Genomic DNA, 20,617 nt, shown 5'->3' with positions numbered 1-20,617 from the left:
GCATGGAGGGCACCACGGCCATCGCGGTCGGCCCGCCCACACGCGACCACGATTCAGAGAACTTCCCGGTCGCCTCGCTGCTGCTGCCCCGCGCGGCACGCGCCAAGGTGCTTGCCTTCTACGGCGTCGTTCGGACCGCCGACGACATCGCCGATTCCGCGTCGTTGACGGCCGAGGAGAAGCTGCGGCGCCTGGACGCGCTCGAGGCCACGCTCGACGTTACGCTGGCCGATGTGGGCACCGACGAGGCGCGGGCGATGCTGTCCGCCTTTCGCCAGGATGCGACGCAGCGCCGCTACGCGGACTGGGCGGAGCTTGAAGCCTATTGCAGCCGCTCCGCCGAGCCGGTCGGTCGCATGCTGCTGCGGCTGCACGGCGAGAGCGCGGCGGCATACCGCGCTTCCGACGCGCTGTGCACCGCCCTGCAAATCCTGAACCATCTGCAGGATCTTGTGCCGGATCGCGACACGCTCGACCGTATCTACCTGCCGGAGCCCTGGATAGCGCTGGCCGGCGGCGAGTCAGCCTTCTTCGCCACGGACAACCCGCGGCGCCGTGCGGTGCTGGATGCCGCGCTGGACAGGGTGGAAGCGACGCTGAACGTCGCAGCGCCACTGCCGCGTCTTCTCCGCTCGCGGCTTCGGCACCAGTCGGCCGTGACGCTCGGTCTGGCCTGGAAGCTCCTGGGTCGCCTGCGCGCCGCCGACCCGGTGCACAGCCGCGTCGCACTGGACCGCTCCGACTTCGCATCGGCCTTCGCCGCGTTGGTCTTCCGACCGCCATCCGATGCAGCCGTGGTGCGAGCGCAGGTAGCGCGCGCCAAATCGTCCTTCGCGCGCGGCATGGCCGTGCTGAAGGGCGAACGGCGCCGGGCACTCTTCGCGGTGTACGGCTTCTGCCGCGCGGTGGACGACATCGCGGATGCCGCGATGCCTCTTGCCGAGAAGCGTCGCTTCCTGGCCGAGTGGCGCGGCAAGCTGGCGACACCGGATTGTGCGCTCTCGGTCGAACTCGCCTGGGCCTGTCGTGAATTCGCTCTGCCGGTCAGCGAATGCGCGGCGATGATCGCGGGCATGGAGACGGATGCCGAAGGCCGGGTGCGGCTGCCGGACGAGACCGCGCTCGACCTGTATTGCCGTCGTGTGGCCGGCAGCGTGGGCGCCATGGCCGTGCGCATCTTCGGCGCACCCGAAGCCGAAGGCTTCGGCTTGGCGCTCGGCCGCACCTTCCAGCTTGTCAACATCCTCCGTGATGCGGAGGAGGATGCGGCGATCGATCGCGTGTATGTTCCGCGCAGTCTGCTCGATCGGCATGGCGTGGCGACCGACGACGCGGCCGCGATCGTGGCGCATCCCGGTTTCGTGGCCTGCTGCGAGGCATTGGCACGACAGGCGCTGGAGGGCTTCGCGGAGGCCGATGCCGACCTTGCACGCCACGACAGCCGCGCGCTGAAGCCGGCGAAGGTCATGATGTGGGGTTACCGCCGGCTCCTGGACCGCATGCTGAGCCGGGGCTTCAAGGCGCCGCGCGAGCGCGCCAGGCTGACCGCGGCGGAGCGGTTTCGGATGGCGCTCGTCGCCATGGCGCCGGCATGACGTTCCATGTGATCGGCGGTGGCGTGGCGGGGCTTGCCGGCGCGCTCGCGCTGGCGCGCGGCGGTTATCGCGTGACGCTCTACGAAGCCGCACCGGCACCCGGCGGCCGCGCACGTGCACTACCGGACGGCACGGACAACGGCACCCATGCGCTGCTCGGTGCGAACCGCGTGGCGCTGCGCTTCCTGGCCGCCATCGGCGCGCGTGACGCCTGGATCGAGCCGGAGCCTGATGGCCTGCCTGTGCTTGACCTCGCGGATCACACGGCACGTCAGGTTGCGCTGTCGCCCTTCGGCTGGATCCGCGGCGCCAGGCGGCCGGTAGGCCTGACGCTGGGCGGGCTGTTCGCCCTCGGACGTCTCGCGCTGCCGGGCGCCGACCGCACCGTGGCCGCGGCCCTCGCAGCTCATCCGTCGCTGTTGCGGACCCTCGTCGAACCACTGACCGTCGCCGCGCTGAACACGCCGGCGGAGGAAGCCTCGGCCCGCCTGCTCGGCAACGTGTTGCGCCGGCTTGCCGGTCCGGGTGCCGCCCGCCTCTACGTCGCGATGCGCGGGCTGGGGCCTGACCTCGTCGCCCCCGCCGTGGCGACGCTTGGGTGCCACGGCGCGACCGTCCGCGCCGGACTGCGCCTGCGCGGCCTCGTGCGCGAGGGCGATCGCGTCGCCGCACTCGACTTCGGCGAGCAGGTGATGGCACTGCAACCCGAGGACTCCGTGCTGCTCGCCGTCCCACCCTGGGAAACCGGGCGGCTCCTGCCGGAGATCGAGACGCCCCAGGTGCACGCGCCGATCCTCAACCTCCACTTCGCGCATGAAACGGAAGGACCGGTTCGCTTCATCGGTCTGCTCGGCGGCCTCGCGCAATGGGTGCTGGTGCGTCCCGCCGGCATCTCGGTGACGGTGAGTGCGGCCGATAATGCCGTGAGCCTCTCGGAGGAGGCCGCGGCCGTGCGCATCTGGCCAGAGGTACGGGAAGCTGCGACCCGCTTCGGCCTGCCGGGCACATGGCCGGTCGCTCCGCCGCCCGCGCGCGCGGTGCGGGAACGGCGCGCGACGCCGCGACACACCTTGTCGCCCCGACCGCGGCCGCCCCGCAGGCCGCTGACCAACCTGGCACTGGCCGGCGACTGGACGCTGCCCGAACTGCCCGCGACGATCGAGGCGGCGATCCGGTCCGGCGAGGCGGCAGCCGCGGCCCTGCTCAGCGCGCCGCTGCCGAGGGACCAGTGACCCCCGCTGCGGCGCTCGCTGCACTCCGCGCCGCGGAGATGCGGGATGGCCGGCTCGACCTTGAGCGCCGGCGCGACCTGCTCGCGCGTCTGGCTCAGCGGTTGCTGGCGCGGGCCGAGGACTTCGCAGGCGCACTGGACGCAGACTATGGTGGCCGCTCGCGTTTCGACACGCTGCTCGCGGATGTACTCGTCGTCGCCGACGCCGCCCGCTACTCCCGGCGGCGGTTGCGCAGCTGGGCGAGGCCACGGCGCGCCTACGTGCCCTTCCCGTTCTGGCCGGCTTCAGCATGGGAGGAGCCGGTACCGAAGGGCGTGGTGGGCATCATCGCGCCCTGGAACTACCCGGTGCAACTGGCGCTCTGGCCTGTCGTGGATGCCCTCGCCGCCGGGAACCGCGTGGCCGTGAAGCCCTCCGAGGCGGTACCGCGCACCGCAGCGCTCGTCGCCGCCGTGCTGGAGGAGGCGCTGGGCCCGGACATCGCGCGCACCGTCCAGGGCGACCGGACCGTCGCCGCCGACTTCGCCGCGCAGCCCTGGGATCATCTCGTCTTCACCGGCGGCACGGCGACAGGACGCAAGGTAGCGGAGGCGGCGGCGCGCAACCTGGTGCCGGTGACGCTCGAACTCGGCGGGAAATGTCCGGCCATCGTGCTGCCCGGCGCGGATCTTCCCGCGGCGGCACGCAACATCCTGGTCGGCAAGGCGGTGAATGCCGGACAGACCTGCATCGCGCCCGACACCGTGCTGCTGGTCGGCCATGCGCCGGAGGCCTTCGCGGCAGCCTGCCGCGACAGCAGGATCGCGATGCCCGAGGGGGCCGTTGCGTCGGACGTGCAGATGCAGCGGCTTGCTGCCCTGACCGAGGGCGCGCGTCTCACACCGCTTGGCCCGGACGGTCCGATGCGGCATCGTGCGCTGACCCTGGCGCAGACGACACCGGATTCGGAACTCGGTCGCGAGGAGATCTTCGGACCGGTCCTCGCCGTGGAGGCCGTGTCGAACCTCGACGCTGCGCTCGCCTGGATCAACGCACGCACACCACCGCTCGCCATCTACCTGTTCGGCGCCAGCCGGGCCGAGGAGGACAGGGTGGCCCTGGCCACGCGGTCTGGTGCGATCGTCACGGGCCGGGCCGTGGAGTACGCGGCCTTCCCGGCGCTGGGCTTCGGTGGCGTCGGCGCCTCGGGCCAGGGGCGCTACCACGGCCGCGCCGGCTTCCTGGAATTCTCGGACATGCGCGCGCGTGTGCGGCACGGTCGCTGGAGCCTCTCCCGGCTGTTCGACCTGCCACGCCGGCCGATTGCCGAGAAGCTGACGGCTCGGCTGATCGGCAAGCGCTGAGAAGATGCCCGCCGGGGGACTCGAACCCCCACACCCGCAAGGGCGACAGATTTTAAGTCCGCTGCGTCTACCGTTCCGCCAGGCGGGCCGCATCGCTGCGGCTATAGGTCACGCGGCGAGCCGGGCAAAGGTCAACTCGTGCTTGTTGTGGGCCCCGTGGAACAGCACGGCGCCCTCGATCGCGGCGAACTGCGCGACGACATCATGGTCCGTCGCACCTTGGAACTTCACCGTGCAGACAAGGTTGCGCGCCGCGCCCGCCGCGATCCAGCGCCGCACCAGGGCCAGCAATCGCGCGGGGTAGCAGATCACGTCGCTGAACAGCCAATCGACCGCGGCCTCCTTCGTCGGATCCAGCGCGAAGGCGCTCTCGGCCCGTACGGAGACACCCGGCATGGCGGCGACGCGCGGATCGAGCGGCGCCTTGTCCACCGCCTCGACAAGCGCCCCCAGCCGGGCAAGCGCCCAGGTCCAGCCGCCAGGAGAGGCGCCGAGGTCGAGGCAACGCTCGCCCGGCCCTGGATGGCGGCCGAGGCGCGTCAGCGCCTCCCACAGCTTGAGATAGGCGCGGGAGGGTGGTCCCTCCCGGTCCTCGATGAACGCGACCTCGCCATTCACGAAGGGACTCGTCTTGGTCGGCGACGCCAGCAGCCGATCCGCCGCAAGGAGTGTCCAGGCGCCGAGATGCGATGCCGGGGGCGCTTCGGGGAAGGCCAGCGGCCGCGCCCTGACCGGCGGGAGACGCTCCGCAATCAGCGCGCTCCGGCGATGATGGGCGACCGTGTAGCCGGCCCAGTTCCGCTGCATGGCCCGCAAGGCGTCGGCCGAGGCTTTCACCGAAGGCGCCGGAAGCTCCCGCGGATCGCTCCAGACATCCAGGGCCCAGGCCGCGGGCCCGGGACCGTCCGGCGACAGGGCCAGGCGACCATGCCATGCCGACACGGCCCGGCCGCTGCGACGCAACTCCTCCGCCAGTTCCGCTTCGAACCCGGCGGCCGCCAGGTAGGCGCTGGCGATCATCGCGCGGGCGAGACCAGCGCCGCCGCGGCAAGCACGCCCCATCCCGTCAGCAGAGCGATACCGCCGGCCGGCGTGACGAGGCCGAGGGATATGTCGCCCAGCGCGCGCAGGAAGACACCGCCGCAGAACATCAGCGATCCGGCGACGAAGAGCAGCGCCGCAACGTGAACCAGGCGCCCGGCTCGCCGCTCGGCCAACAGGCCGGTGCCGATCAGCGCAAGCCCGTGCCACGCCCCGAGCGAGGCGCCCGTCATCGCAAGTCCTGCGCGCTCAGGCGGCAGGCCGTGCGAGGCGTAGGCTGCCATGGCCACTGAGACGAGTCCGAAGACGGCGCCGAGAGCGATCCAGGTGCGGGACATGCGCCCGCACTAGGTCGCCGACGCGAAGCTTGTCCAGAGGCGGGCGGCCGCGGCCGCAGGAAGCGGTCCTGCGGCTAAAAGGCCGACAGCGGCGCGAGCGTGCTGATCCACCAGCTGAAGGTCGAGGCGCCGGCCAGCAGGACGAGAGCCAGCAGCGGGCTTCCCATGCGCGGCGGCGGGGCGCGGTCGAGCCCGGGCGCCTGCAACACCCCGGTCACCATCGGGCGCACCAGGTTCCTGCCGAGCAGGACGCGATAGGCCACCACCGCCAAGATATGCAGCACCGCGCATGCGACGATCACCCAGAACACGCGCAGATGGACCGAGGTGGCGAGGCTGCTCCAGGCCTCGTCCACGCGCCGTGCCAGCGGCCCGCGCGTGAAGATCAGGTCGTCCGAGAACAGCCCGGCGATCGCCTGCACGAGCAGCAGGCCGAGCAGCAGCAGCACCATCCATCCCCCGGCCGCGTTGTGGCCGATGTCCACCGGCGCCTCGCGGCGACGCAGATGCGCGAGATGCCGCATCGCCGCGACCGGTCCCTTGAGAAAGCGGGCGAAGCGGGCGGTGTCAGAGCCGACAATGCCCCACGCGATGCGGAACAGCACCAGCGACAGGATGGCGTAGCCGGACAGGAAATGGAGGTCGAAGCGCGATGTCTCCGCGGTCCACCAGGAGAACGGCAGCAGCAGGACGATCGCCCAGTGAGTCAGACGGACCCAGGGATCCCACACCTTCAGCCGTCCGCCCGAGACGCCTCGCTCCAGCATCGTCATGTCGCCATCCATCCTGTCCAGCCGCAATCTGGCGGCGCCGGTCGGGAGCAGGCAAGTTTCCGGCTGTGACGGTTGCGCCCGGACGCCCGTGCACGGCAGGAGGGCAACATGGATCTGCCCGAGTCGCTGATGCCCCATCTCGGTGCGGTCGTCGGCCTGCTTGCTGCCGTCGCAGCGGCTCTGGCCGCGCGCCACCTGCGCCGCGGCCTGCTGTTCGGCGTTTCGGCCGGGATCGGCGTGCTGGCCGGATGGTGGTTCACCTTCGGCCTGCTGACCGCGACGCCGCGGCAGCTGCCGGAACGCCTGCCGCTGCTGATGCTCGTCTTGGTCATGCTGGTTCCGGCTCTGGGCGCGCTGGCGACGCGCTGGCGCGTTCTGGCCTTGCCAGCCGTCGCCGCCTGCGCCCTGTGGGTCGGCTGGTGGATGTCGGGCGCGCCGACAGTGGCGGCAGACCTGCAACGCGCGGCACCGGTGCTGATCGGCACAGCCGCGGCAACCACGCTGCTCGCCTTCGGAGGCACGCCGCGCTGGGCCGCACCGGTCGCAGCCGCTTCGCTGGTCGCAAGCCTGGCCTTCGTGCCGGCGCCAGGACCGCAGCTCGTGCTCGCGACGGCAGCGCTGGCCGCTGCCGCGGCTGCGGCGATGGTTCCGCCGCCGAGGGGCAGCACGCTGCCCCCACCGCTGGCAGCACTGCCTCTGGCCGGCGCGCTCACAGCGGTCGCCGCCTTGCCGGTGATGGCGCGCGGAACACCGGCCGACTGGGCCATCGCAGCCGCCCCGATTGCCGCACTCTGGGTCGGGGCACCGCTCGGGGGACGGGTGGCGACGCGCTTGGGACCGCCGCTCGGTGCCGTACTGGCGGGTGGGGCGGCGGCGGCGCTTGCCGGGGCGCTGTCATGACGCCGCGTGATTTGATCTGGCACCTTGTCGTCTCACGACAGGACTGCCTAGTTACGAGCCCATGACGGCCAGCGCGCGCGCGCTCCTCATCGTCGTGGCGGTCTCCGCCGGCCTCGCGGCATTCGTCGCGAGCCGCTTCCTGGCCGCCCCCGCGGCACCGGCGCCCGGCCGCATCGCCCTTCCGCCGCCTCCGGTCGCGAACGAGCCTCGTTCCGCAGGGTCGATGTCCCCGCCCATGGCCCCTGCGGCCGAGGCCGCCGCACCCGCGGTCGAGCCGCCGCGGTTCGACGTCGTGCGGGTCGGCGCGCGAGGTGCCGTGGTGGTGGCAGGGCGCGCCGCGCCCGGCGCCGAGGTCGCCCTGCTCGATGATGGGCGGGAGATCGGACGGGCGCGTGCCGATGGCCGCGGCGAGTGGGTCATCCTCCCAGCCGAGCCGCTGCGGCCGGGCTCGCGGCAGTTCACGCTGCTTGGACGTCTCGGCGGGGCCGAACTGTCGGGACCGGACGTGGTTGTCGTGCTGGTGCCGGATCCGCCGGCCATGGTCACCGAGGCGCAGCAAGGCGCCAACGGCCCGCGCGCCGAACCAACCACCTCCGTCCAATCCGGCGCCTCGGCGCCCGCCGTGCTACGCCAGGACCCCGCTGTCACCGAGGTCGCCCGTGGCGAGTCAGCGCGAAGCGGGGATGCGGCCCCTCCTCTGGGACAACCCCTGGTCGTCCTGCTGCCCTCCAGCGTTGCGCCGCCGCGCGTGCTACAGGGCCCGACACCACAACAGGGCCTCGCGCTTGGCCAAGTGGATTATGACGACGCCGGCGCCATCCGCTTCGCCGGCAGCGCAGCACCGGGCGCCACGGTCCGGGTATATGTCAACGACCGCCATGCGGGTGACGCGCGCGCCGATGGCCAGGGCCGCTGGGCCCTGGCGCCAGAGGAGGCGATCGCCGTCGGCCGACACCGCTTGCGGCTCGATCAGCTGGCGGCAGCTGGCGCGGTCGCGGCGCGGATCGAGCTCCCGTTCCAGCGCGACCAGTTGCCCGACGGGATGGTGCCGGAAGGACGGGTCGTGGTGCAGCCGGGCAACAACCTGTGGCGCATGGCCCGCGCCGCCTATGGGCGCGGCACGCGCTTCACCGTGATCTACGAGGCGAACCGGGAGCAGATCCGCAACCCGAACCTGATCTTCCCAGGTCAGGTCTTCGCCATGCCGACGGGCGATGCGGGGACTCCGGCTGCCTCCAACCGGTCCAGGTAGGGATCCAGGGCCAGGACGAAGCCCACCATCGCCGCCACCAGTCCCGTTGCGGTGACGGGATCCGGGCAGGGCGCGTCGGCCTCCAGCCACAGCCGGAGATCCGGCATCACCCGTAGCCGCCAGCCGCTGGCCAAGTCGGCCCGCAACCGGCCCACCTCCGCAAGCGCTGCGGCACGATCCTGCTGCCGCTCGGCGGTGTAGGGAACGGCGCCGCCCCCCGCGGAAAGCCGGACCGTGCCATCGGCCAGTCGCGCCTCGCAGTTGCGCCCGCGCCAGGCGAAGCGAAGGGCGGGGACGCGCTGCGGGTGCAGCTCTCCTTCGGCCGTGATCAGGAAGGGCCCATGCGGAACCGCTCCATCCGGCGTCCTGGGAAGGGTGGGGGGAGCAACGGCCAGGGCGTCCATGCCCGAATGTTGTCCAGGATGGGTGAAGGGACCATAACCGGCGCCATGAGCCTTGCCTCCACCGTCCGCCTCGTCCTCGCCAAGCCGCATCCCGTCGGCAAACCTTTCATCTGGGGCGGCGTGGCCGCTGCTCTGATCGGGTGGCTGTTCCTCGGTTCCTGGCTGTTCTGGCTGGGTGCCCTGTTCACCGGGTTCTGCCTCTATTTCTTCCGCGACCCGGAACGCGTGGTGCCGACGCGCCACAACGCCGTCGTGGCGCCGGCGGACGGCCGGGTCGTGTCCGTCGCTCCCGCCGTCCCGCCGACCGAACTCGGCCTGGGCGATGCACCGCGCTGGCGGGTGGCGATCTTCCTGTCGGTGCTCGACGTGCATGTGAACCGCATCCCGATCGAGGGCCGGATCACCCGCATCGCCTACCGCCACGGTGCCTTCCTCAACGCGGCGCTGGACAAGGCAAGCGACGACAACGAGCGCAACGCGATGGCGATCCGCACCACGGACGGGCGGGACCTGGCGGTGGTACAGATCGCCGGCCTGATCGCGCGCCGTATCGTCTGCTCCGTGCGGGAGGGCGACCGGGTGACGACGGGCGAGCGGTTCGGGATCATCCGCTTCGGCAGCCGCACCGACCTGTACCTGCCGGAAGGCGTGCGGCCGCTGGTCTCGGAGGGCCAGACGATGATCGGGGGCGAGACGGTGATCGCCGAACTCCCGCCGCTGGTGGCGCCCCGATGAGCGAGGGCGCGCCCCCATCGGACCGTGGCCCGGCGGCGCAAGCTCCCGGCCATGGCGGGGCGGCCCGGCCCGTTCGCGAGGCCCGGGCGCAGCCGCTGCACCGGCTCCGCCGGCGCCTGCGTCCGCGAACCCGGCCCCGCTTCGAGGGCCTGTCCTTCAACCGGCTGATCCCCAACATCCTGACGATGCTCGGCCTCTGTGCCGGGCTGGTGGCGATCCGCTTCGCCATCGATGGCCGCTGGCCGCAGGCCGCGACCTTCATCGTGGTCGCCGGGGTCATCGACGGGCTGGACGGACGGCTGGCGCGGCTGCTCAAGGCCACGTCGCGCTTCGGCGCGGAGTTCGACAGCCTGGCCGATTTCCTCTCCTTCGGCGTCGCGCCGGCGCTGGTGCTTTATCTCTGGACCATGCAGACGGTCGGGCCGCTCGGCTTCGTGCCGTGCCTGCTGTTCGCGGTCTGCTCCTCGCTGCGGCTGGCGCGCTTCAACGCCTCGATCGACATTGGGCTGGAGAAGCCGAAGCCGGCCTATGCCTACAACTTCTTCACCGGGGTGCCGGCCCCGGCGGGTGCGGGCTGCGCGCTGTTCCCACTTTTCGCCGCCATCGCCTTCGGCGAATGGGGCTGGCAGGGCTTCGCGAACGCGATCCGGCACCCGGTCCTGGTCGGGATCGTCCTGGTCGGTGTCGGCGGACTGATGGTCAGCACGCTGCCAACCTGGAGCTTCAAGAACTTCAAGGTGCCGCGCAGCGCCATCCTGCCGCTGCTGCTGGGCGTCGGCGCCTATGTCGCGTTGCTGGTCGCGGAACCCTGGGCGGCATTGGCCGCGGCCGGGATCATCTATCTCGGCATGCTGCCCTTCTCCGTGCGGTCCTATCTGGCGCTGCGACGTGAAGCCGAGGCGATGATCGAGCAGGTGACAGAGCCGGGCCCGAAGGCCGCCGCGAACGCCCCCTGACGGCCGGCAAGCGGCCGCGGTCCTGGGCCGCTTGCCGACCGACGCGGGGGGCCGGTCGCAACGCTCGGGAACCCGCCTTCCGGCGCAGCAACGTTGCCGACCTTCCTACAGTGTTGCAGCATCCTGGCGGCGCCCCAGGCGCAACAGGATGAGGAAGGTCCAGCATGAACCGTCTGCTGTGCGCGGCGCTGGCCGCCCTATGGCTGTCTGCGCCTGCCATGGCGCAGGACTTGGCCCTGCTGGAGCGTGGGCGCTATCTGGTCGAGGTGACCGGTGCGTGCGGCAACTGCCACACGCCGATGGGGCCGCAGGGCCCGCTGCCGGGACGCCACCTGGCCGGCGGAACGGTCTTCGACGAGCCGCCATTCCGCGCCGTCGCCTCCAACATCACGCCGGACCCGGAGACCGGCATCGGCCGGTGGACCGACGCCCAGATCGCCCGAGCCATTCGCGAAGGCATCCGGCCTGATGGAACGCTGATCGGCCCGCCCATGCCCTTCGCGTTCTATCGTGGACTCTCCGACCGCGACATCGCAGCCATGGTCGCCTATCTCCGCACGGTGCCTGCGCTACGCAATGTTGCGGAGCGCAGCGTCTACCGGATCCAGCTCCCGCCCGCCTATGGCCCGCCGGTGGCGAGCGTCGCTCCCCCCGCCGACAACCCGGTCGCCCGCGGCGCCTATCTTGCGGGGGCGGTGGCGCACTGCATGGAATGCCATACGCCGATGCAGGGCGGGCACGCCGACATGACCCGCCTGGGGGCGGGCGGCATGGAGTTCCGGGGCCCTTGGGGCGTCTCGGTGGCGCGCAACATCACGCCGCATGCGAACGGGCTGGGCGGCTGGACGGATACCGAGATCGTTCGCGCCGTGACGGAGGGGATCTCGCGCGACGGCCGCCAGCTCGCGCCGCCCATGGCGTTCTGGGCCTACCGGAACATGACCCAGCAGGATCTTGCCGACCTCGTCGCCTATCTCCGCAGCATCCCGTCGCTGCCGTGAGGGTGAAGGGTAGCCTGCCGCTGGTCGTCGCAGGCCGCGCGGTGACAATCACCGGCGGCGCGTTCGACGCGATTCCGGACGGCGCCTTCGGCGTCTGCCTGGAACCGGCGGCGAGCAAGGCCTGGCTTGCCGACGTGCCGCTGCCCACACCGGATTTCGGCTTGCCGGACCCCGTGGCCCTGAAGCAGGCCGTGGCCGCGGTGCTGGCACAGCTTGCGGCGGAGCCGGAGCGGCCCGTCCATGTGGGCTGCCGCGCCGGGATTGGCCGGACCGGCCTGTTCCTGGCCTGCCTGGCCCGTGCCGCAGGGGTGGAAGGCGATGCCCTCGACTACGTGCGCCGCCACTACCTGCCGCATGCCGCGGAAACCGAGGCGCAGCAGGCCATGGCCCGCAGCTTCACCTGGCCCTGAAGACGCGCCCGTCGATCAGCAGCAGCCCCAGAGCGATCACCCCCATGCCCGCCAGGTGTCGCGGCGCCAGCGCCTCTCCCAGGACGGCGGTGCCCAGCAGAAGCGCGGTGACCGGGACGAGCAGCGTGACCAGCATGGCGTTGGTCGCGCCAGCCTTCTCGATGATCGCGTAGAACAGGACATAGGCGAGCGCCGTGGAGAGCAGGCCGAAGGCGATCAGCGCCGCCACCGCGGCGCCCGGCGGCGCGGGTAGCTGCCAGGGCCGGTCGAAGACCAGGACCAGCGGGAGCATCATCAGCAGGGAGCAGGCGCATTGCCCGGTCGCGGCCGGGATGGGCGCAAGCCCGGCCCGCCGCACGCGCCGCGCCCAGACGCCCGACAGCCCGTAGGAGAGGGAGGCGCCGAGGCATAGCGCGATGCCCAGCAGCTCCGACCCATGCCCTGCCGCGAAGGCCGCCGGCCCAGCCAGCAGCGCGACGCCCGCCAGGCCGGTCAGGGCGCCGGCCAGCCGGTTCGCGGTCAGCTTCTCGTCCCGCGTCAGCGCATGCGCACAGAGCACGGCGAAGACCGGCGTCGTCGCGTTCACCACCGCCGCAAGACCCGACGGGATGTGCTGCTGCCCCGCAATGATCAGGGAAAAAGGCAGCGCATTGTTCAGGAACCCCATGCCGGCGCAGGCGAGCCAGGCGTCGCGGCCGCGCGGCAGGCCAAGCCCCAGCATGTGGCAGGCAACGGCCAGCACGGCCGCGGCGATCGCCACCCGACCGAGCACGATGGTGAAGGGCGGAAAGCCCGTCAGCGACACGGCGGCGAAGAAGAAGGACGTGCCCCAGACGACGGACAGCGCGATCAGCACCCCCCAGATTCGCGGTGTCATCGGGCCGGGCATGACCCTGTCTCGCCCGGGTCAGGCCGCGGGCGCCATCCGTCCGTTGCGCGCAGCCGCCATGCCGTCCAGGCGGCCTGCGCCATGCGCGCTCAGGCGGGCGAGGCCTCCATCAGCTGCGCCGTGACCAGGCGCCGCACCGGTCCCAGCGCGCTGCCCAGGCGCAGCACCGCGCCGCGGACCAGCCGGGCCGGGGCGCGGTCGTCCGTGTAGAGGGAGGCGATCGCGTTGGTGGCGGTGAAGAGCGGGAAGGTGGCGCGCCGGTGCGCCATCTCGTAGCGCAGCAGGCCGCCGGGATCGGCGATGTCGCGACGGCGGGCCAGTGCCGAACGGATCTCGGCCGACAGCCGCTGCGCGCCGGCCAGGCCGAAGTTGAAGCCGTGCGCGGTGACAGGATGCATGCCGACGGCGGCATCGCCGATCAATGCGAACCGGGTGCCCACGAAGCGCTGGGCATAGGTCGCGACCAACGGATAGGCATGCCGCGAGCCGACCAGCCGCATCGCGCCCCAGCGGCCGGCGGTGCGGCGCGTCGCCTCGGCCCCGAAGTCCTCCGGGGAGGCGGCCATGAGCGCCTCGATCTGCCGCGGCGGCAGGGTGAGCACGATGGAAGAGAGCGTGCCGTTCAGCGGCAGCATGGCCACCGTCTGGCCGCGGCCAAACCATTCCGTCGCGACGCCGCCATGCGGCCTGTCATGCGCGACGCGGGCGACGAGCATGGACTTGCCGAAGTCTCGCATCCGCGCCGCGATGCCCATCTGGCGCCGCGCCTCGGAGAAGCGGGTGTCGGCCGCAACGACGAGCCGCGCCGCGATCGTCCTGCCATCGGCCAGCCGCAGCATGCCGCCCCGCGGCAAAGTCTCGACCGAGGCGACCGCACAACCGGCGAGCAGGCGCGCGCACCCGGCCTCCCGCACGGCATCGAACAGCGCGCGCCGGATCAGGTGGTTCGGCACCAGCATGCCGAGCGGCCGCTCCCCACCGGGCGCAAAGTCCAGCACGAAAGGCGAGGCGCCGTCCTGCACGCGGGCCTGCCACAAGGGCGACATCTCGTTGGCCGGAATTCGTGACCAGGCATCCAGCTCCTCCAGGATGCCCTGCGAGCGATGCGTCAGCGCGATCTCGCGCCCGTCGAAGGCCGGATCGGCGAGCGCGGCTTCCGGCGCGCGCTCCACCACCAAGACGTCGAGGCCGCTTCCCGCCAGGGCACGCGCGAAGGACAGGCCGGCGGGGCCGGCGCCGATCACGGCGATATCGCAGTCCATGCCGCCCTTCTGCGCCGCGGCCGCCGTGGCGCCCATGACGTGGATCAAGCTCAGCGCCGCTTCTCCACCACGATCCCGCTCGCGGCGAGTTCCGCGATCTGCTCGGGCGTGAAGCCATGCGCGGCCAGGATCGCGGCGCCATGCTCGTTGAAGCGCGGCGGGGCGGCGCGGGTGCCGCCGGGGGTGCGGCTCATCTTGATGGGGGTGCCGAGGCCGCGGTACCAGCCGAGCTCCGTGACCATCTGGCGATGCGCCGTGTGCGCGGCCGCCATCGTCTCGTCCACATGCAGCACGGGGCCGGCCGGGACGCCGCTGCGCAGCAGGCGGTCCGTCAGCTCGTGCCCGTCCTCCTCCGCCAGCCGCGCATCCAGGATCGCATCCAGCTCCGGCCGGTTCGTCACCCGCAGCGCGTTGGTCGTGAAGCGCGGATCCTTCGGCAGGTCCGGCAACCCCAGGAAATCGCAGAAGCGCCGGAAGGTCGGCTCGTTGCCGACGGCGACGAAGATCTCGCAGGTCCTGGTGCGGTACTTCGAATACGGGCTGATGTTGGGATGCGGGTTGCCCGTCGCCTTCGGCCGCCTGCCGTTCAGGAAGTGGTTGGCCGCCTGCGGATGCAGCAGGGCCATCCCGCAGTCGTGCAGCGTCATGTCGAGGAACTGCCCGCGGCCGCTGCGCTCGCGCTCCTGCAGCGCCATCAGGATGCCGATGCAGGAATAGAGACCGGTGGCGAGATCGACGATGGGCGTGCCCATGCGCAGCGGGCCGGTCTCGTCGTTGCCGTTGATGGACATCAGCCCGACCATGGCCTGGATCACCGCGTCGTAGCCGGGCAGCGCACCGAGCGGCCCGTCGCCGCCGAAGCCCGAGACGCGGCAATGAACCAGGCGCGGGAAGCGTTGGGCCAGCGTGTCGTAGCCGATGCCCCACTTCTCCATGCTGCCGGGCTTGTAGTTCTCCACCAGCACATCCGCGCCGTCGAGCAGGCGCAGCAGCACCGCGCGCCCCTCAGGCTTCGAAAGGTCCAGCGCCAGGGACCGCTTGTTGCGGTTCACGCCGATGAAGTAGCTGGCGTCTGCGCCCTCATCGCCATAGGCGTGGAAGGGCGGGCCCCAGTCCCGCACCTCGTCGCCCTGCGGCGGCTCGATCTTGATCACCTCGGCGCCGTGGTCCGAGAGGATCATCGTGCAGTACGGGCCGCCGAGCACGCGCGTCAGGTCGATGACCTTCAGCCCGGCCAGCGCGCCGGGCGAGAGCGCGAGGCCCTTGCCTTCGGTGGTGGGGACGGCGTCGGTCATGCCGCATGCTTCCTTCCGAAGACCCGGGCGCAGAACTCCGGGTAGGTTTCCAGCATCTCGTCGCAGACCGGGCCGCGCAGCAGCGCCAGCTCGGCCTCCGTCGGGTCGGGCGTCTCGGGGACGGCCTCTGCGGCATCGAAGTCGAAGCCGGTCGCGGCGCGGATGGTGGCCACGCTCTCCCCGGGATGCACGCTCTCCAGCGCGAAGCGCGCACGGTCGGGATGGAAGCGGAAGACGCAGCGGCCCGTCACCAGCGCCTGCGCCGTGCCGCGGCGGAACACGCCGGGCGGCGAGACGCCGGGGGCGGAGACCATGTCCACCCGCTGCACCAGCACACGCGGCGAATGCTCTTCCCGGAACAGAATGGTGCGCGGCGTCATGAAATACATGAAGGCGCTGCCGAAGCTGCCGGGGAAGCGCGTCTCGACACCCGGCCAGGCGCCGGTGCCCAGAAGGTTGAGGTTGGCCTGCCCGTCGATCTGCCCACCGCCGAGGAAGAACAGGTCCACGCGGCCCTGCCCCGCCAGGTCGAAGAGCTCGCGCGAGCCTTCCGTGAAGGCATTGCCGCGTGGCCGGGTCAGCAGGGAGACCCGCAGGGGATGGCCGAGGGCGCGCACCAGCAGGCAGGCGGCGGCCGGGATGGCGGAGGCGTTGCCCACGGCGGCGTGACGCGCCGCGGGCGCTGCGGGATCCAGGATCAGCCGCGCCACCGCGGCCGCCAGGCGCTCTTCCGGCCTGATGGTCATTCGGCGGCCTGCGCGGGTGCGGTCAGGACATGGCGGTCGAGGTACTGGCGGAACCCCTCCTCGGTCTTCGCCAGGCGGGCGTATTCCGCCAGATGCGCCGCGTCGGCGGCGTGTTCGTCGAGCAGGCCGCTCGGCCAGGTGCCGCGCGCCGCCACGGCGACCGCCTCGACATAGGTGGCGGAGATGCAGCCGGGCGCCAGCCGCTCATCCTCCAGCATGTTGCCGGGCACGACGTGCTCAACGGTGACCAGGGTGCGGTGCGCGGCATGCGCGATGGTCGCCACTTCCCGGCGGCGCCCCACCCAGACATTGCCATGGGCATCGGCCATCACGGCGTGGAACGCGGCGATGTCGGGCCGGATTGCGGGCACCAGCAGGATCGGATCCTCCTCGCCAGCTGCGGCGAAGGGGTTGGGGGCCACCTTCCAGTCGGGGCGGTGCGCCAGGATGTCGCTGCCGATCACGCCGCGCAGCGGCATGAAGGGCACGCCCTTCTCGGCCGCCTGCAGCGCCGTGTGGATCGCGGGGCAGGTGGCGTCCCGCATGCGGATTTGCCCGGCCCGGACGGCCGCGGTGAAGCGCGGGGCGAAGCCGGCCTCCCCGAGCGTCACGGCGCTCGACTCCACCTCGGCCACGCAGCCGGCCCCGACCAGCAGGTCCGTGACGTAGCCGGTGATCGGGACGCCCAGCACCCGGAGGTTCCTGGCACCCCGGCGGACCAGCGCGCGGGCCAGCGCGCAGGGCGGCAGCGAGTAGTCCGGCGGCAGGGCCAGCATCGCGCCGTCCGGCACGCTTGCGGCCATGGCCTCCAGGGGGATCGGCGTCATGCGGGGCTCCTTGCCGGGGCGGACCCTAATGGCCAGGGCGGCCGAGGCCAAGGCAGCGCCGCCCGGTCATGCTAGAGGATCCGTCATGCCCGAGCCCGTCGTCCTGACCGGACCCCGCGTCACCCTGCGACCCTGGCGGCTGCCCGACGACCTGGGGCCGCTCTCCGCCATCAACGGCGACCCGGAGGCGATGCGGCATTTCCTGAACACCATGGACCGTGCCGAAAGCGACGACTGGGGCCGCCGGATCGCTGCCGACCTGGACAGCCGTGGCTGGGGGTTCTGGGCGGTGGATCTGCCCGGGGCCGGGATGGTCGGCGCCGTCGGCATCAAGCCGGCCCCCTTCGAGGCCGAGTTCACCCCCGCGGTCGAGATCGGCTGGCGGATCGCGACCGCCTTCCAGCGCCGCGGCCTGGCCGAGGAGGCGGCGCGCCTTGCCCTGGCCTACGGCTTCGGTCCGGCACGGCTCGACCGGATCGTCGCCTGGACGCCGCCCGCCAATGAACCGAGCTGGCGGCTGATGGAGAAGCTGGGCATGCGGCGCGACCGGCTCTTCGACCATCCCCGCGTGCCGGAGGGCCATCCGCTGCGGCCCCACCTGCTCTACGGGATCGACCGTGCCGGCTGGATCGCCAGCCGACTTGGCGCCTGATCGCGGCATGAACGCTTCGATAACGACGTCATGCTTGCAACGCAGGTCTGAATCGCCCAAGTGGAGCCTCATGCGACGCCTGCGCCCGGCACTCGCTGCCGCCACCCTCGCTCCGCTGGTCGGCGGTGCTGCCGCACCGGGGCATACGCCGCCGGAGCTTCAGGCCATCGGCTGGCGGAAGGTCGAGTGGCACGGCATCCGCCCGGCGGAGTTCAGCGCGACGCCCTCCGGCGGGGTCCGGGTGCGCGCGCAGGGCGAGGGCAGCTTCATTGCCCGCCCACTCCAGGGTCCCCCTGGCTGCCTCGCCTGGCGCTGGCGCGTCGATGCCGGTCCGCCCGCCACCGACCTGACACGGCGCGGCGGCGACGACCGGGCGGTCGCGATCTCCATCGGCTTCGCGAATTTCGCGCCATCCGCCGGCTTCGCCTTGCGGGCGCAACATGCCGTGGCGCAGGCCTCGGCCGGCCAGGTGACGCTGCCGCGCAGTGCGTTGACCTATGTCTGGGGCGGCACCGGGCGGGAGGGCCACGGCCAGCCCGGCAGCTTCTTCTCCAGCCCCTGGACTCCGGGCATCACCAAGGTCCGCGTCCTGCGCCCGGCCGAGTCGCAGCGCGGCCAATGGGTGGAGGAGCGCGTGGACCTCGGCGCGGACTGGCGCGCCGCCTTCGGCGCACACGAGGTGCCGCCCATGCTGGAGATCGTCGTGTCCACCGATGTCGAGGACACCGGCGCGCGGGTGGATGCCCAGGTGGAGAACATCCGGCTGGTGCCCTGCCGCTGAGGACCGCCGTCCCGTCCCGGCTTTGCAACGGGCACAGCAGCCCCCATCTCCGGCGGGCAAGACATGAGCCTTCTCCCTGCATGACCGTGAACAGCCACGACTTCCGCGACGCCATGGCCCGGCTGGGCGCGGCTGTGAGCGTGGTCACCACCGACGGCGTTGCCGGTCGTGCCGGCTTCACCGCCAGCGCCGTCTGCTCTGTGACCGACGATCCGCCAACGCTGCTCGTCTGCCTGAACCGCAAGAGCCGGGTGAATGCTCTGGTGAAGGCGAATGGCGTGCTGTGCGTGAACACGCTGGCCGCCGGCCAGCACGCGCTGTCGGACGCCTTCGCCGGCCGCGGCGGGCTGGACACCGACAACCGCTTCGCCCTGGCGCGCTGGAGCCGGCTGGTCACCGGCGCGCCGGTCCTGGACGACGCGGCGGTGGTCGCCTTCGACTGCCGCATCACCGAGGTGCTGGAGAAGGGCACCCACAGCGTGCTGTTCGCCGAAATCGAGGCGATCCGCCAGGGCACGGCCGCCAGCGCGCTGATCTGGTACGGGCGGGACTACCACCCGGTCGGCGTGCTGGCCTGATCCCGCCCCGGCGCTACCACTCGCCGTAGAACACGCCGGCGGCCTTGTGGCGGTCGGTGCGGAACTCGGCTTCGGCCCAGGTGAGCGTCGTGCGGCGCTTCAGGCCGCAGAACCAGGCGAGCAGTCTTTCCCGCATCGCCTCCCGCACGCCGTCCAGCGCGGCGTCGGCACCGAGGTCGTGGAACTCGCGCGGATCGGCCGCGAGGTCGAACAGCTGCGGGCGGTAGCCGCTGCTCCAGTGGACGTATTTCCAGCGTGCATCGCGCACCATCCAGGCGTGGTGCTGCCCGGCCGGGTGACCGAGCCGCCGCCGCGCTCCGCGGAAGGTCCAGTCCAGCTCGCTGAACACCGCGTCGCGCCAGGACGCGGCACCGCCCCGCGTCAGCCCGAGCAGCGACCGACCTTCCACGACGTGCAACGCGGGATCGAGCGCCAGCGCGTCCAGGATGGTCGGCACCACGTCGATCGCCTCGACGAAGCGGTCATCCGCCGTGCCGCGCGTGGCGTCGGCCTCGGGCGCGGGATCGTAGAGCAGGAAGGGGATGCGCTGGACGCAGTCGTGGAACAACTCCTTCTCGCCGAGCCAATGGTCGCCGAGATAGTCGCCGTGGTCGGAGCAGAAGACCACCAGCGTGTCCTTCCAGCGGCCGAGCCGCTCCATCTCCTCCCACACGCGGCCGAGATGGTGGTCCAGCTGCGAGATCAGCCCCTGATAGGCCGGGCGCACGGTGCGGATGCAGGCATCGTCCTGGAAGCTGCGCGACACTTCCTCGTCCTGCCAGGCGCGCAGCACGGGATGCGCCGCGTCGCCGCGCTCATCCGGGTGGCGCGAGACGGGCAGGCACTCGTTCTCGGAATACATCGCGTGCCAGGGGGCAGGCGCGATGTAGGGCCAGTGCGGCTTCACGTAGGACAGGTGCAGCACCCAGGGCGCGCCGCCCTGGCGGCGCATGAAGTCCAGCGCGACATCGGTGGTGTAGGCGGTCTCGCTGTGCCGTTCCTGCACCCGCGCCGGCAGGCGCGCGTTGCGCATCTTCCAGCCGTTCAGCACGCGGCCCTGCTCGTCCTCCACCGCGATCACGTAGTCGGTCCAGGGGTCCTTGCTGTCGTAGCCCTGGGCGCGCAGCCAATGCGCGTAGGCGCTGTCCGGCTCGGCGTGGTGGCCGTCATGGCGGTCCACCAGGGTGAACCAGCCCTCGTCCAGCAGCGCCTTCAGGTCGTGCTGCCCGTCGATCTGCAGCCGCTTCATGCCGCGCGCATCGGGCAGCACATGCGTCTTCCCGGCCAGCGCCAGGGTGCGGCCGGCCTCGCGCAGGTGCCAGCCGAGCGTCACCTCGCCGATTGAGAGCGGCACGCGGTTGTGCGTGGCGCCGTGCGAGGCGACGTAGCGGCCGGTGTAGTAGCTCATGCGCGACGGGCCGCAGATGCCGGACTGGACATAAGCCTGGGTGAAGCGCACGCCACGCGCGGCCAGCGCGTCCAGGTTCGGCGTGCGGAGATAGGGATGCCCGGCGCAGCCCATGTGGTCCCAGCGCAGCTGGTCGCACATGATGAAGAGCACGTTGCGGATCGTGGACATGTCCCGGCATCCTCCCGCGCAGGAAACT

The 20,617-nt window shown here is 72.0% G+C and carries 22 protein-coding genes and 1 tRNA gene; 12 read left to right on the top strand and 11 right to left on the bottom strand.

Annotation, left to right across the window (positions count from 1 at the left end):
* Nucleotides 1-2: 2 nt before the first annotated feature.
* From OZN99_RS03345 to OZN99_RS03335, 3 genes are read left to right on the top strand one after another with little or no spacing between them, the layout of a single operon-like run.
* Nucleotides 3-1,595, top strand: coding sequence for a squalene/phytoene synthase family protein (locus OZN99_RS03345; protein ID WP_270933752.1), 1,593 nt, complete (start codon nucleotides 3-5; stop codon nucleotides 1,593-1,595).
* On the top strand, nucleotides 1,592-2,827 hold the full coding sequence (locus OZN99_RS03340; RefSeq protein ID WP_270933751.1) for a hydroxysqualene dehydroxylase: 1,236 nt from the start codon (nucleotides 1,592-1,594) through the stop codon (nucleotides 2,825-2,827). Before OZN99_RS03345 ends, OZN99_RS03340 begins: the two co-directional genes overlap by 4 nt.
* A complete protein-coding gene (locus OZN99_RS03335; RefSeq protein ID WP_270933750.1) occupies nucleotides 2,824-4,170 on the top strand; it encodes an aldehyde dehydrogenase family protein in 1,347 nt (448 codons plus the stop codon). Before OZN99_RS03340 ends, OZN99_RS03335 begins: the two co-directional genes overlap by 4 nt.
* Before the next feature lie 5 nt (nucleotides 4,171-4,175).
* Here OZN99_RS03335 and OZN99_RS03330 read toward each other — a convergent pair.
* The 4 genes from OZN99_RS03330 to OZN99_RS03315 all read right to left on the bottom strand — a co-directional run bounded on the left by OZN99_RS03330 (nucleotide 4,176) and on the right by OZN99_RS03315 (nucleotide 6,322).
* A tRNA-Leu gene (locus OZN99_RS03330) sits at nucleotides 4,176-4,258 on the bottom strand.
* 20 nt (nucleotides 4,259-4,278) lie between these two features.
* Nucleotides 4,279-5,190, bottom strand: coding sequence for an SAM-dependent methyltransferase (locus OZN99_RS03325; RefSeq protein WP_270933749.1), 912 nt, complete (start codon nucleotides 5,188-5,190; stop codon nucleotides 4,279-4,281).
* The gene (locus OZN99_RS03320; RefSeq protein WP_270933748.1) at nucleotides 5,187-5,549 is read right to left on the bottom strand and encodes a DUF423 domain-containing protein; all 363 of its coding nucleotides are present in this window, start codon (nucleotides 5,547-5,549) and stop codon (nucleotides 5,187-5,189) included. Before OZN99_RS03320 ends, OZN99_RS03325 begins: the two co-directional genes overlap by 4 nt.
* A 74-nt stretch (nucleotides 5,550-5,623) precedes the next feature.
* A complete protein-coding gene (locus OZN99_RS03315; protein ID WP_270933747.1) occupies nucleotides 5,624-6,322 on the bottom strand; it encodes a cytochrome b/b6 domain-containing protein in 699 nt (232 codons plus the stop codon).
* Between the two features lie 108 nt (nucleotides 6,323-6,430).
* Here OZN99_RS03315 and OZN99_RS03310 point away from each other — a divergent pair, with 108 nt between their 5' ends.
* Both OZN99_RS03310 and OZN99_RS03305 read left to right on the top strand, forming a co-directional pair.
* A complete protein-coding gene (locus OZN99_RS03310) occupies nucleotides 6,431-7,222 on the top strand; it encodes a hypothetical protein (protein ID WP_270933746.1) in 792 nt (263 codons plus the stop codon).
* A gap of 235 nt (nucleotides 7,223-7,457) precedes the next feature.
* Nucleotides 7,458-8,474, top strand: a complete 1,017-nt coding sequence (locus tag OZN99_RS03305) for a LysM peptidoglycan-binding domain-containing protein (protein ID WP_270933745.1) — start codon at nucleotides 7,458-7,460, stop codon at nucleotides 8,472-8,474.
* On the opposite strand, the gene OZN99_RS03300 is transcribed toward OZN99_RS03305, so the two are convergent.
* Entirely contained in the window at nucleotides 8,411-8,878 is a 468-nt protein-coding gene (locus tag OZN99_RS03300; RefSeq protein WP_270933744.1) for a hypothetical protein, read from the bottom strand. The genes OZN99_RS03305 and OZN99_RS03300 overlap by 64 nt on opposite strands.
* 45 nt (nucleotides 8,879-8,923) lie before the next feature.
* Here OZN99_RS03300 and OZN99_RS03295 point away from each other — a divergent pair, with 45 nt between their 5' ends.
* From OZN99_RS03295 to OZN99_RS03280, 4 genes are all read left to right on the top strand, one after another.
* Complete coding sequence (locus OZN99_RS03295) at nucleotides 8,924-9,613, top strand: phosphatidylserine decarboxylase (RefSeq protein WP_270933743.1); 690 nt, start codon at nucleotides 8,924-8,926, stop codon at nucleotides 9,611-9,613.
* Nucleotides 9,610-10,569, top strand: coding sequence for a CDP-alcohol phosphatidyltransferase family protein (locus tag OZN99_RS03290; protein WP_270933742.1), 960 nt, complete (start codon nucleotides 9,610-9,612; stop codon nucleotides 10,567-10,569). Before OZN99_RS03295 ends, OZN99_RS03290 begins: the two co-directional genes overlap by 4 nt.
* 164 nt (nucleotides 10,570-10,733) lie before the next feature.
* Nucleotides 10,734-11,570, top strand: coding sequence for a c-type cytochrome (locus OZN99_RS03285; RefSeq protein ID WP_270933741.1), 837 nt, complete (start codon nucleotides 10,734-10,736; stop codon nucleotides 11,568-11,570).
* The gene (locus OZN99_RS03280) at nucleotides 11,567-11,980 is read left to right on the top strand and encodes a protein-tyrosine phosphatase family protein (protein WP_270933740.1); all 414 of its coding nucleotides are present in this window, start codon (nucleotides 11,567-11,569) and stop codon (nucleotides 11,978-11,980) included. Before OZN99_RS03285 ends, OZN99_RS03280 begins: the two co-directional genes overlap by 4 nt.
* Here the strand turns inward: OZN99_RS03280 and OZN99_RS03275 are convergent.
* The 5 genes from OZN99_RS03275 to OZN99_RS03255 form a co-directional block, all read right to left on the bottom strand.
* Nucleotides 11,967-12,857 carry a DMT family transporter gene (locus OZN99_RS03275; protein ID WP_270933739.1) on the bottom strand — a complete coding sequence of 297 codons (891 nt, stop codon included), beginning with the start codon at nucleotides 12,855-12,857 and terminating at the stop codon, nucleotides 11,967-11,969. The two genes, OZN99_RS03280 and OZN99_RS03275, sit on opposite strands and share 14 nt — an antisense overlap.
* A 101-nt stretch (nucleotides 12,858-12,958) precedes the next feature.
* Nucleotides 12,959-14,167, bottom strand: a complete 1,209-nt coding sequence (gene ubiM / locus OZN99_RS03270; protein ID WP_408611804.1) for a 5-demethoxyubiquinol-8 5-hydroxylase UbiM — start codon at nucleotides 14,165-14,167, stop codon at nucleotides 12,959-12,961.
* Between the two features lie 14 nt (nucleotides 14,168-14,181).
* The gene (locus tag OZN99_RS03265; RefSeq protein WP_270933738.1) at nucleotides 14,182-15,426 is read right to left on the bottom strand and encodes a CaiB/BaiF CoA transferase family protein; all 1,245 of its coding nucleotides are present in this window, start codon (nucleotides 15,424-15,426) and stop codon (nucleotides 14,182-14,184) included.
* Nucleotides 15,423-16,172: a CoA-transferase gene (locus OZN99_RS03260; protein ID WP_270933737.1), complete on the bottom strand. Its 750-nt coding sequence runs from the start codon at nucleotides 16,170-16,172 to the stop codon at nucleotides 15,423-15,425. The genes OZN99_RS03265 and OZN99_RS03260 overlap by 4 nt, the downstream gene beginning before the upstream one ends.
* On the bottom strand, nucleotides 16,169-16,999 hold the full coding sequence (locus tag OZN99_RS03255) for a CoA transferase subunit A (protein ID WP_270933736.1): 831 nt from the start codon (nucleotides 16,997-16,999) through the stop codon (nucleotides 16,169-16,171). Before OZN99_RS03255 ends, OZN99_RS03260 begins: the two co-directional genes overlap by 4 nt.
* A gap of 85 nt (nucleotides 17,000-17,084) precedes the next feature.
* On the opposite strand from OZN99_RS03255, the gene OZN99_RS03250 reads away from it, so the two are divergent.
* The 3 genes from OZN99_RS03250 (at nucleotide 17,085) to OZN99_RS03240 (ending at nucleotide 19,010) form a co-directional block, all read left to right on the top strand.
* Complete coding sequence (locus OZN99_RS03250; protein WP_270933735.1) at nucleotides 17,085-17,651, top strand: GNAT family N-acetyltransferase; 567 nt, start codon at nucleotides 17,085-17,087, stop codon at nucleotides 17,649-17,651.
* A gap of 70 nt (nucleotides 17,652-17,721) precedes the next feature.
* Nucleotides 17,722-18,432: a DUF3047 domain-containing protein gene (locus OZN99_RS03245; protein ID WP_270933734.1), complete on the top strand. Its 711-nt coding sequence runs from the start codon at nucleotides 17,722-17,724 to the stop codon at nucleotides 18,430-18,432.
* An 80-nt stretch (nucleotides 18,433-18,512) separates the two neighbouring features.
* Complete coding sequence (locus OZN99_RS03240) at nucleotides 18,513-19,010, top strand: flavin reductase (protein ID WP_270933733.1); 498 nt, start codon at nucleotides 18,513-18,515, stop codon at nucleotides 19,008-19,010.
* Between the two features lie 13 nt (nucleotides 19,011-19,023).
* On the opposite strand, the gene OZN99_RS03235 is transcribed toward OZN99_RS03240, so the two are convergent.
* The gene (locus OZN99_RS03235; protein ID WP_270933732.1) at nucleotides 19,024-20,589 is read right to left on the bottom strand and encodes a sulfatase-like hydrolase/transferase; all 1,566 of its coding nucleotides are present in this window, start codon (nucleotides 20,587-20,589) and stop codon (nucleotides 19,024-19,026) included.
* Between the last annotated feature and the right edge of the window lie 28 nt (nucleotides 20,590-20,617).

The sequence above is a fragment of the Falsiroseomonas oryzae genome (genome assembly GCF_027856955.1).
GTDB lineage: Bacteria > Pseudomonadota > Alphaproteobacteria > Acetobacterales > Acetobacteraceae > Falsiroseomonas > Falsiroseomonas oryzae.
This window is presented reverse-complemented; position numbering and strand designations above follow the sequence as displayed.

What these genes read in the sequence shown, in the direction of transcription:
- OZN99_RS03305 (WP_270933745.1), top strand. Translation starts at nt 7,458, where the DNA reads ATGGCCCCTGCGGCCGAGGCCGCCGCACCCGCGGTCGAGCCGCCGCGG.
- OZN99_RS03255 (WP_270933736.1), bottom strand. Translation starts at nt 16,999, where the DNA reads ATGACGCCGATCCCCCTGGAGGCCATGGCCGCAAGCGTGCCGGACGGC.
- OZN99_RS03315 (WP_270933747.1), bottom strand. Translation starts at nt 6,322, where the DNA reads ATGACGATGCTGGAGCGAGGCGTCTCGGGCGGACGGCTGAAGGTGTGG.
- OZN99_RS03320 (WP_270933748.1), bottom strand. Translation starts at nt 5,549, where the DNA reads ATGTCCCGCACCTGGATCGCTCTCGGCGCCGTCTTCGGACTCGTCTCA.
- OZN99_RS03260 (WP_270933737.1), bottom strand. Translation starts at nt 16,172, where the DNA reads ATGACCATCAGGCCGGAAGAGCGCCTGGCGGCCGCGGTGGCGCGGCTG.
- OZN99_RS03250 (WP_270933735.1), top strand. Translation starts at nt 17,085, where the DNA reads ATGCCCGAGCCCGTCGTCCTGACCGGACCCCGCGTCACCCTGCGACCC.
- OZN99_RS03285 (WP_270933741.1), top strand. Translation starts at nt 10,734, where the DNA reads ATGAACCGTCTGCTGTGCGCGGCGCTGGCCGCCCTATGGCTGTCTGCG.
- OZN99_RS03275 (WP_270933739.1), bottom strand. Translation starts at nt 12,857, where the DNA reads ATGACACCGCGAATCTGGGGGGTGCTGATCGCGCTGTCCGTCGTCTGG.
- OZN99_RS03290 (WP_270933742.1), top strand. Translation starts at nt 9,610, where the DNA reads ATGAGCGAGGGCGCGCCCCCATCGGACCGTGGCCCGGCGGCGCAAGCT.
- OZN99_RS03295 (WP_270933743.1), top strand. Translation starts at nt 8,924, where the DNA reads ATGAGCCTTGCCTCCACCGTCCGCCTCGTCCTCGCCAAGCCGCATCCC.
- OZN99_RS03265 (WP_270933738.1), bottom strand. Translation starts at nt 15,426, where the DNA reads ATGACCGACGCCGTCCCCACCACCGAAGGCAAGGGCCTCGCGCTCTCG.
- OZN99_RS03300 (WP_270933744.1), bottom strand. Translation starts at nt 8,878, where the DNA reads ATGGACGCCCTGGCCGTTGCTCCCCCCACCCTTCCCAGGACGCCGGAT.
- ubiM (WP_408611804.1), bottom strand. Translation starts at nt 14,167, where the DNA reads ATGGGCGCCACGGCGGCCGCGGCGCAGAAGGGCGGCATGGACTGCGAT.
- OZN99_RS03235 (WP_270933732.1), bottom strand. Translation starts at nt 20,589, where the DNA reads ATGTCCACGATCCGCAACGTGCTCTTCATCATGTGCGACCAGCTGCGC.
- OZN99_RS03245 (WP_270933734.1), top strand. Translation starts at nt 17,722, where the DNA reads ATGCGACGCCTGCGCCCGGCACTCGCTGCCGCCACCCTCGCTCCGCTG.
- OZN99_RS03340 (WP_270933751.1), top strand. Translation starts at nt 1,592, where the DNA reads ATGACGTTCCATGTGATCGGCGGTGGCGTGGCGGGGCTTGCCGGCGCG.
- OZN99_RS03240 (WP_270933733.1), top strand. Translation starts at nt 18,513, where the DNA reads ATGACCGTGAACAGCCACGACTTCCGCGACGCCATGGCCCGGCTGGGC.
- OZN99_RS03325 (WP_270933749.1), bottom strand. Translation starts at nt 5,190, where the DNA reads ATGATCGCCAGCGCCTACCTGGCGGCCGCCGGGTTCGAAGCGGAACTG.
- OZN99_RS03345 (WP_270933752.1), top strand. Translation starts at nt 3, where the DNA reads ATGGAGGGCACCACGGCCATCGCGGTCGGCCCGCCCACACGCGACCAC.
- OZN99_RS03310 (WP_270933746.1), top strand. Translation starts at nt 6,431, where the DNA reads ATGGATCTGCCCGAGTCGCTGATGCCCCATCTCGGTGCGGTCGTCGGC.